This is a genomic window from Ruminococcus sp. 1001713B170207_170306_F1 (genome assembly GCF_015668065.1).
In the GTDB taxonomy this organism is placed as follows: domain Bacteria; phylum Bacillota; class Clostridia; order Lachnospirales; family Lachnospiraceae; genus Blautia_A; species Blautia_A faecis.
This window is the reverse complement of the sequence record NZ_JADPEX010000001.1, coordinates 34,053-40,752: the sequence shown is the minus strand read 5'-3', so window position 1 is coordinate 40,752 and position 6,700 is coordinate 34,053. Positions and strand designations below refer to the sequence as shown.

At 41.0% G+C, this 6,700-nt stretch carries 6 protein-coding genes; all 6 read left to right on the top strand.

The genetic code is table 11. The features are described 5' to 3' along the window. On the top strand, positions 1–2,509 hold a 2,509-nt coding region (locus tag I4V84_RS19735; protein WP_243283985.1), incomplete at its 5' end, for a hypothetical protein. Positions 2,510–2,559: 50 nt separating this feature from the next. Next, positions 2,560–3,354 carry a S8 family serine peptidase gene (locus tag I4V84_RS00215; RefSeq protein WP_173718903.1) on the top strand — a complete coding sequence of 265 codons (795 nt, stop codon included), beginning with the start codon at positions 2,560–2,562 and terminating at the stop codon, positions 3,352–3,354. Between the two features lie 303 nt (positions 3,355–3,657). Further along, the gene (locus I4V84_RS00210) at positions 3,658–4,308 is read left to right on the top strand and encodes a TetR/AcrR family transcriptional regulator (protein ID WP_173718935.1); all 651 of its coding nucleotides are present in this window, start codon (positions 3,658–3,660) and stop codon (positions 4,306–4,308) included. A gap of 178 nt (positions 4,309–4,486) precedes the next feature. Further along, on the top strand, positions 4,487–4,771 hold the full coding sequence (locus I4V84_RS19550; protein WP_207748598.1) for a hypothetical protein: 285 nt from the start codon (positions 4,487–4,489) through the stop codon (positions 4,769–4,771). A gap of 434 nt (positions 4,772–5,205) precedes the next feature. Beyond that, positions 5,206–5,685, top strand: a complete 480-nt coding sequence (locus I4V84_RS00205; protein ID WP_148462058.1) for a pyridoxamine 5'-phosphate oxidase family protein — start codon at positions 5,206–5,208, stop codon at positions 5,683–5,685. A 44-nt stretch (positions 5,686–5,729) separates the two neighbouring features. After that, positions 5,730–6,662 (top strand): DUF1848 domain-containing protein, encoded by a 933-nt coding sequence (locus tag I4V84_RS00200; protein WP_173717344.1) that lies wholly within the window; start codon positions 5,730–5,732, stop codon positions 6,660–6,662. Positions 6,663–6,700 lie beyond the last annotated feature (38 nt).

Sequence of the window (6,700 nt, the reverse complement as noted above, 5' to 3'; positions counted from 1 at the left end):
TGACGGTATGAAACTAACGGATCTGGAACTGACAGACGGTATCTTTAAGTTTGAACAGGAAACACCTGGTGAAAACCTTAAAGTTACCTTCAGCGGTTATAAAATCCGGGAAGACCAAAATGCAGATAACCTGTATGTGCTTCTGGATACTACAGCTGAAACAACAGCAAGTATCCGTGAGCCAGTTCCGACGGATCAGATTTTGTCCCAGCTGATAGAAATAATTAACGGAGATTATGAGGATTCCATTGAAAATTATCTGCCAATAGAAAAAATGGAAGAAAAGGTAGAAAACTCCACAGTTTCTGTTATTAACGAAGCATTGGGACAAAACGAATTCCTGAAAGAATACCAGAATCTGATCTCCATTACGGCAAAGATTCAGGACAAAGGAGAACCTCTGGCGGATGCTTACACATATACCCTGGCCATTGAAGCAGTAGTTACAACCTCGACTGGGAATACCTATACAGAAACCGGAACCTATCAGGCTGTAATAAGAAAGCTTACACCGGAGCTAGGAACGAAACCTGAAACGAACATTCTGGAATATCAGAAACCGTTATCTGACTGCGTCCTGAAAGGCGGAAAAGTAACATGGAATGGGCTGGAAGTAACAGGGGAATTCAGCTGGAAGACTCCGGAAGTAAAACCATCTGGAGAAAATAACGGAACCGATAATGCAAATTATACGGTTGTATTTACGCCTTCTGAAACCAACATTTATCTTCCGGTAGAATTTGACCTTCCAGTAAGAACGCAGATTGGTGTCCGCGTAAGCTGTAAAGCAGACAGCCGTGATTATGAAAAAGGTAATGTTACCACCACCGGAACCTATGAACTGACACGTGCAGGCGATGGTATGAAACTGGAAAATCTGGAACTGACAGACGGTGTCTTTAAGTTTGAACAGGAAACACCTGGTGAAAACCTAAAAGTTACCTTCAGCGGTTATAAGATCCGGGAAGACCAAAATGCAGATAACCTGTATGTGCTTCTGGATACTACAGCTGAAACAACAGCCTCTATCTACTGGATCACGCCAGTGATCGAAACTGTGCCAACCGTAGCACAGGAATTTGAAATCGGTACCAGATTAAAGGATATCCAAAATTCACCAGAAAAGGATCCGGTCTTAACCGATGGAAAAGCTACATACAATCAGAAAGAAATTCCAGGAACCTGGCAATGGCAAAATCCTGAGACAGTACTTGACCAGGTGGGTGAAATCCGATACACAATGCTGTTTATTCCAGAAAATACAGCTGGATTTAAAACAATCCAGGCAGAAGTAACCGTATCCACAATAAAAGCAGTGGTGACGCCTCCTGAGATCCCGGAAATGGTCTATAATGGGCAGGAACAGGCTCCGGTTATTCCAGAAACGGAATTCTATAAAACAGTTCAAAATGAAAAGCATTTAGATGCTGGAGAGTACAATGTAACGATGGAACTTAAGAATCCTGCACTGTACAGATGGCCGGAAAGTGAAGAAAAAATTACGATCCTGCCCTATAAGATTCAAAAAGCCAAAGCAGACATTACAGGAACTCCGGACCCGGAAAAACTGACCCTGATTTATGGGCAGATGCTTTCAGATGGATTGACGTCAGAAACAGAACCGGACAGAGCGAAAAAGAAAACTCTGATTGCAAAAGATATGATATCCGGAATCAAGGTGAAGGTCGCAGAGATGGAAACAGCCGGAGAATGGCAGTGGAAGCTTGAAGAATCCGAGAAAAAGCAGCTGGCAGTTACTGAAAACGCTTATAAGCTTCAAGCAGTTTTTCAACCTGCTGATGAAAGCGTGGCAAAAAATGTAGAACCGATTGAAGAGATATTTACCGTAAAAGTAAAGAAGGCGGTACCTGCATTGACGTGTAAAGATTTCAGCGGAAAACTATTTAATTCAAAAGATAATGAAGGAAATGTGGTTGGAAGTTATCTTTCAAATGCAGAGATTAATGGCTGGGTTGAAGCGAAAAATCCAATTACTGGCGAAACTATTGTGGGAACCTGGAAGGCAACACCTGTTGAGGACAAAGTCATCACTAAAGAGGATGGAGGATTTGCATATAAGCTTACCTTTACTCCGGAAGATACAGTAAACTATTCAGAAGCTGTTGTTGAAAACTTGATGATTTATATTCATGTCGACTATAAGCCTGTAGTTCCAACGGACGCCCCTGCTCCAACAGAAACTCCAGCTCCGACAGAAGCACCTGCTCCAACAGAAGCACCTGCTCCGACAGACGCACCTGCTCCAACAGAAGCACCTGCTCCGACAGACGCACCAGCTCCGACAGAAGCATCAGCTCCAACGGAATCCCTAGCTCCAACGGACGCACCAGCTCCGACAGAAGCACCAGCTCCGACGGAATCCCCAGCTCCAACAGAAGCTCCAGCTCCAACGGACGCACCAGCTCCGACAGACGCACCTGCTCCGACGGAAGCTCTGGCGCCAACGGACGCCCCGGCGCCAACAGAACCTTTGGCTCCGAAAGAATAAATTAGCCACAAAAAACTGACTGATCAATTGAATTTGACAAAAAAGATGCTATGAAACACAAACTAAAAATTTTTTCAAAACTTCCATTAATTGCTTTGTGCCTTATGTCTGCAATCGGAGCATATACTCCGGTTCTTGCAGACAGTGAATCCCAGGTAACTGTGTGTATTCTGGATTCAGGCTGCAACATGGAAGACATTACAGGGTGGAATTATCTGGAAGGCAGCGATAACCTTTCTGACAACAGCGGACATGGAACAGGCGTCTGTGAAATCCTGCTGGAAAAGGCACTGGATGCAAATCTGGTCATGCTAAAGTGTTTTGATGGGGAATCTGAAAATCAGACAGACGATAATACCATCATCCAGGCCATCTATGACAGCGTAGATAAATACCATGCAGATATCCTTAATATGAGTTGGACACTGAATAGAGATTCGAACCTCCTCCATGAAGCAATTCAGTATGCCAGCGAAAACGGAGTCCTGATACTGGCTGCAGCCGGAAACCTGAGCTTCCAGACACCTTCTGGAAGCCAGGTATATCCGGCTGCCTGGGAAGAAGTAATCGGCGTGGCAGGAGCTGATCTTGATGAAAACGGGAATCCCATAAGTTCGCTGTGGTATCTTGGCGGTGAAGCAGTATATGTAAGCGCAAACGGAAGTTATGAAGATCAGAAAGGATCCTCCTATGCGGTCCCCAGAGTAAGTGCAGCTGTAGCAGGGTACCTGCTGGAGAATCCAGGTGTAACGCAGGAAAAAGTACTGGACTATCTGAAAAATAAAGCTGTTGATGCCGGAGACAAGGGATATGACCTTCAGTTTGGGTGGGGGTATATCGAATGAAAATTGATAAGTAGTTAGAATAATGCGGAATGTAGATACAAAACAAAAGAATGCAGCTCATGTGTTGCATTCTTTTTGTTTTATAAAGCCTGCAAAAAAGAGCGATCATTTTTCATAGGTCTTTTTTCATAAATATAATGTGGAAATTTTGTACAAATTATCCAAATAATAGTTGCGAAAAACTTTAAAGCAATATATAATTGATTATAATCAAAAGTATATGCAAAATTATAATTACAAGGATGGATTGATGTAAAAATGCCAAAAGGATTACAACATAAAGGAATCGTCAGAAGAAACAAAATGATCTATGCAGCAGTAAAATTATTTCTGGAAAATGGATACGAGAAGACCACAACAGCCTCTATTGCAAAGGCTGCCGGGATGTCCCCCTCTTCCTTTTTTGCAGCATTTGATAATAAAGAAGCCTTGCTGCTTACCCTGGTCAAAACAATGTTTGGAAGCCAGTTTGATAAGGCTGAGAAATTATTAGGGGAAACCCCGGATCCGTTGCTTGTCTATGGAGTAGAAGTTTCGATACAGATGTACATAGCCGAATTGTCAGAACCGTTGAGGGAATTATATGTGGTAGGATATTCTCTTCCTACTACCTCAGAATATATTTATATGCGCACGGCGCAGAAGATTCAGCATATTTTTTCACAATATATAAAAGAAGCAGAATTGAAAGATTTTTATGAAATGGACATTGCCTCTGCCGGAATCACCAGAGGATTTATGGCAAAAAAATGCGACCTCTATTTTACCATGGAAAACAAATTAAGAAGATTACTGAAATGCTGCTTTACCTTATATAAAGTACCGGAAGCCAAACAAGAGGAAGTAATAGGTCAGATCTTAAAAATGGATCTGAAACCAATTGCAGAGAAAATCATAGAAGACACAGTAAGAAAAGCAGAAGAAGGATTTGAATCAGTTTTGGCAGAAAAGTAAATATTTTGAAAATTATATAAGTATAAAAGGACTGACAAAAACCTGTCAGAAGTAGCAGCGACCTGCACAGAAGATGGATTAACGGAAGGAAGATACTGTGAAACCTGTGGTGCAGTATTTGCAGCACAGAAAGCAGTGAAGGCAACAGGCCATAAAGAAGTAATAGACAAAGAAATAAATGCTACGTATTTTACCCTTTAAGGATCCTGAACCTGAGGAAATTAATGGATTTAAAGACATTACAGAAGCTGTAAACTTTTTAGATATAATTATCCAATGTGACGGACAATCAATAAATAATAAAGAGCATTTCTGCTTCACTCATAGAACAATTGAACCACATGAGGAGCGAAGTATTGAATATAGCGATGGAAGAACCGAAATGGGATGCTTTAAGTGCGAGGCATGCTCCTGGAGAAGAACTATTCGGTATATAAATGAACCATCATGGTATGCAGATTAAAGATATCCGGGGCACAAATTGTCATGTTGTTCATATCTGTAAGGAAATTTACAGGAAGTAAGGGGCTGGAAACAGTCCCTTTTCAAATATTTTTGGAAAGTTACAGAGAAAACATATGGATAAAGTTTTGAAAAACTGTGCGTCGCATTCTCGTTACTTCAGTGATGAGCTAGGCGCACTATTTTTTGAAAATAAGTAGAACAAATGTTTGTAAATTCTATTTGCATATGGTACAATTCATTAGGAAAGTATCAGATTCAGAGCAAACAAAAAGAGCAATTCTGAGAAAAACTGGAACTGCTCTGAATGTGATTCTTTCCAATTGAATTGTCTGGTAATCTATATAGATGAAAAATGGAGTTTGCCTTAATCAAAATGTAATCTAAAAAATGAAATTCCATTGAAAAGCAAAATAATTGGCAGGAGGATATCTTATGTTTCGCGAGATGAGAAGATTTAAGCAACAGGTTTCACAAGATGAATGTAAAAAAATATTAAAAGATGAAAAAAGAGCTGCTTTTTCTGTAATTGGTGATGAAGGGTATCCCTATACCATTCCAATTAATTTTTACTATGAAGAGGCTGATCATACGATTTATTTTCATGGAGCCAGAGAAGGACACAAGATGGATGCAATCCAGAAATGTAATAAAGTGTGTCTGACAACCTGGAACCAGGGTTTCAAAAAAGAAGGGCACTGGGAGTGGAATGCCACAAGTGTTGTTGTGTTTGGAAAAGCAGAACTTATCACAGATACCAAGATTATAGAAGACCGTCTTCGAAAACTGGCAGAAAAATATTACCCTACAGTAGAAGAAGTAGAAAAAGAAATGAATGGTTCTGCAAGAAGTCGTGTCCAGCTATTTGCAATCAGAATTGAGCATATGACAGGGAAGCTTGTAAATGAGAAATAATATGTAAGAGAGTTTGCTGACATAAAAAAGAAGGGAACACATTTATGATTATTCAGACCGGTATGCGGACGGATATCCCGGCGTTTTATTCGGAATGGCTGTGTAACCGGATAAAAGAGGGCTACGTGATGGTTCGGAATCCATATCAGCCGCAGCAGGTAACAAGATATACCTTTTCGCCTTCTGTGGTAGATCTGATTGCGTTCTGCTCGAAAAATCCGGCGCCTATGCTTTCACACATGGATTTACTGAAAACATATGGAATGTACTGGTTCGTTACCATTACCCCTTATGGAAAAGAAATAGAGCCTCTGGTTCCAGATGTAGAAGCGGTAATAGATACATTTCGGCAACTGGCTGAGATTACAGGACCGGATTCCATGGGATGGCGTTATGACCCTATATTCCTGAATGAGACTTATACGCCAGAGGTCCATATCCAAAAGTTTACACAGATCGCACAGGCCCTTGAGGGCTATACCCATACCTGCGTGATCAGTTTCATCGACCTGTACCAGAAAGTGAGAAGAAATTTTCCGGAAGCCCAAGCTGTACCAAAAGAAAAACGTCTGTCACTTGGGAAAACCATGATACAGATAGCCGCGGCACATGGAATGAAAGTATATCCCTGTGGAGAAGGAACAGAATTAGCCTGTTATGGGGCAGATTGCAATGGCTGTATGACACAGGAAACATACGAAAAAGCCCTCCATACCACGCTGGATATACCGAAAAAGCAGCCACTACGGAAAGAATGTGCCTGTTTTATGGGAAATGATATTGGAGCATATAATACCTGTCTTCATGGATGTAAATATTGTTATGCTAATTACGATACCAAAACGGTTCGTCAGAATTATGCTTTGCATGATCCGAAATCCCCGTTTTTGATTGGAAATTTAAAAGCGGATGATAAAATACATCAGGCGGATCAGAAAAGCTGGATCGACGGACAACTGGTTCTGAAATTTGATTGATAGAAGGAAAAGCTATATGGAAAAGCTTTTGAAAGAAC

Bases quoted from the DNA above. Each gene is read 5' to 3' on its own strand.
- I4V84_RS00215 (WP_173718903.1), top strand. From the start codon at position 2,560: ATGAAACACAAACTAAAAATTTTTTCAAAACTTCCATTAATTGCTTTG.
- I4V84_RS00210 (WP_173718935.1), top strand. From the start codon at position 3,658: ATGATCTATGCAGCAGTAAAATTATTTCTGGAAAATGGATACGAGAAG.
- I4V84_RS19550 (WP_207748598.1), top strand. From the start codon at position 4,487: ATGCTACGTATTTTACCCTTTAAGGATCCTGAACCTGAGGAAATTAAT.
- I4V84_RS00205 (WP_148462058.1), top strand. From the start codon at position 5,206: ATGTTTCGCGAGATGAGAAGATTTAAGCAACAGGTTTCACAAGATGAA.
- I4V84_RS00200 (WP_173717344.1), top strand. From the start codon at position 5,730: ATGATTATTCAGACCGGTATGCGGACGGATATCCCGGCGTTTTATTCG.